2 protein-coding genes are annotated in these 2,736 nt (G+C 54.9%); one reads left to right on the forward strand and one right to left on the reverse strand.

Annotation, left to right across the window (positions count from 1 at the left end):
- Positions 1 to 155: 155 nt before the first annotated feature.
- Positions 156 to 434 carry an LSm family protein gene (locus tag EL26_RS22870; protein ID WP_038094760.1) on the reverse strand — a complete coding sequence of 93 codons (279 nt, stop codon included), beginning with the start codon at positions 432 to 434 and terminating at the stop codon, positions 156 to 158.
- A 379-nt stretch (positions 435 to 813) separates the two neighbouring features.
- On the opposite strand from EL26_RS22870, the gene EL26_RS22875 reads away from it, so the two are divergent.
- Positions 814 to 2,496 carry a S53 family peptidase gene (locus EL26_RS22875; RefSeq protein WP_052036731.1) on the forward strand — a complete coding sequence of 561 codons (1,683 nt, stop codon included), beginning with the start codon at positions 814 to 816 and terminating at the stop codon, positions 2,494 to 2,496.
- The last annotated feature ends 240 nt before the right edge of the window (positions 2,497 to 2,736 follow it).

Consider the following 2,736-nt stretch of genomic DNA (forward strand, 5'->3'; position numbering starts at 1 on the left):
CAGTTGGTAGAGCACCACCTTGACATGGTGGGGGTCACAGGTTCGAGTCCTGTTGATCGCACCAATCGAACGAAACAAACCTTCTATGTAGACTGCCAAAACACGAGATCGCGTGTTTTGGCAGTTTTTTTGTATCCTGCTAGCACGTACCGACATTACCACCACAAGCCGCCTCCCCAGAAGCCGGCCAGCCCAAGCCAAGGCAGAAAACCAAGACCAAAAAACACTTCTTCCGCGTCTTGCCCCATGTTCTGGAGATCAAGATGAGTGAATCGGGTTTCGACCTCATCCGTCGAAGCGTATCCTGCTCCATACCGGATGTACATCCCTTGCGGAGTGACCGAGTGCAAGATCCCGCGATGCACCGTACCGTTTACGTGATGGGCCACAATCGGTTGACCTACATACCGCATGGCGTGTTGACTCAAATCCATTGCGTATCAGACCCTCCCTTCTACGACAAGTGTGGAAGCTCCCTCGTGGCTGGAGTTAATGCAAGCTATGAAAGGAGGGACGCAAGGGGCACGGCAGAAGACTATAAACTCCTGGAATTGCCACACCGCAGGCAGCGTCTTTCTTGCATACCGAGGAAGGGGCGTATCATGCCCATTTGAATGACGGTGTTTTTTTGTGATCAAATTCTAGGAATTACAACTAAAAATGGGAATGTATAGAAAAAATTTACCAACAATTTGAAAAACTAGATCTTGTCTGAATTTTTCGTGCTAGAGTATACTACTGTTACTGATAGAACAGTAAGTTTAATGAAACAATTACACAATGAGCAAGATAACTAAAAGGAGGCCCATCCGAATGAAAAAATCGAAAGTTGCAATCCCGACCATGCTGGCGGTCTTCAGCATGGCGCTGCTTCCGGTCGGCAGCGCGATGGCCGCACCGATCTCCGCCAACCCGCACGTGCAACTCAAAGGCAACGAAGCGGTCGCCGCATCGCACGGCACTCTGAAATCTCACAAAACATCGAGCGACGTCGTCTCCGTCACCCTTGCGCTGAACTTGCGCAACGCGGATCAACTCGACGCGTACATCGCAGACCTCTACACCCCGACGTCTGCGAACTACAAAAAATTCCTCACGCCGGAACAGTTCCAAGCCAAATTCGGCCCGACCGCTTCCGACGTGCAAAAAGTCACCGACTTCGCAACCGCCAACGGCCTGTCCGTGACCGACGTCGCGAAAAACAACCAATCCGTCACCGTGTCCGGCACCGTGCAACAGCTGGAAGCCGCATTCGGCGTCACGATCAACAACTACACCAACGCCAAGGGAGAATCCTATTTCGCCAACGCGAACACGCCGTCCGTTCCGTCTGAAATCGCAGGCGTGATCAACTCCGTCACCGGCTTGAACAACGAAGCGATTCGCCACAACCACGCAGGCAAACCGGAAGCGACCGCTCCGCATGTCGGCTCCGGACCGTCCGGCGGCTACACCCCGACCGAGCTGCGCAGCGCGTACGACGTGGCACCGCTGGCGTCCACTTACGACGGCACCGGTCAAAACGTCGCGCTCGTCGAATTCGACGGCTACGTGCAATCCAACATCACCACCTACTACAACCAATACGGTCTCGGCTCTCCGACGCCGAAAACCGTCCTGGTCGACAACTACAACGGGGCAGCCGGTTCCGGCCAAGGCGAAGTGGAACTCGACATCGAAGTGATCAACGCCATCGCGCCGAAAGCACAAGTCTATGTCTACGAAGCGCCGAACTCCGACAAAGGCGAATTGGACATGTACCAAAAAATCGCCAACGACAACACTTCCAAAACCGTCTCCATCTCCTGGGGTCTCTGCGAATCTCAATCGAACTCCGCGACGATGAACTCGCTGCACAACATCCTCTCGCAGATGGCGGTGCAAGGTCAGTCCGTCTTTGCAGCGGCGGGCGATGACGGTGCGTACGACTGCGGCTCGAAAAAACTCGACGTCGACAATCCGGCGAACGACCCGTACGTAACGGGTGTAGGCGGCACGAACTTGACGCTCTCTTCCGGCCAATACGGCGCGGAAAAAGTCTGGTCAAACACCACCAAAAAATGGGGCGGCGGCGGCGGCCTCTCGAAAGTCTACAAGATGCCGAGCTGGCAGACCGGACCGGGCGTGCAAAACTCCTACAGCACCGGCTACCGTCAAGTTCCGGACGTCTCGGCTGACGCAGATCCGAACACCGGCTACTCGATCTACTCTGCAGGTTCTTGGACCGTCTTCGGCGGGACCTCTTGCGCGGCACCGCTTTGGGCAGGCATCGCGGCTGTGAACAACCAATATGCAGAAGCCCGCGGCAAAGCAAGTCTCGGCCAAGCGAACCCGACGCTCTACAGCCTGTTCAACACCGCACAACCGTACAACGCGTACCATGACGTCACGTCCGGTTCGAACCTGTACTACCCGGCAACCAGCGGCTACGACCTCGCGTCCGGCATCGGTACCCCGGATGTGTACAACTTGATCCGCGACATCAACGGCCTGTAAACCGCCTATCAAAAAAGGAGCCTCCCGCACAGGAGGCTCTTTTTTTGAAGCAAAAAAGAGCTGTCGCGCGCGGATCGCAAATTTTGTTGAGATTTTCGCGCTAAACGGCTTGTACACAAGCGCGAAATGCTGTATATTAGTTCTTGTCACCGCGACACCTTAACACAAAACATGTATTGCTGTCATAGCTCAGTTGGTAGAGCACCACCTTGACATGGTGGGGGTCACAGGTTCGAGTCC

It is taken from the genome of Tumebacillus flagellatus (assembly GCF_000714935.1).
GTDB classification, from domain to species: domain Bacteria; phylum Bacillota; class Bacilli; order Tumebacillales; family Tumebacillaceae; genus Tumebacillus; species Tumebacillus flagellatus.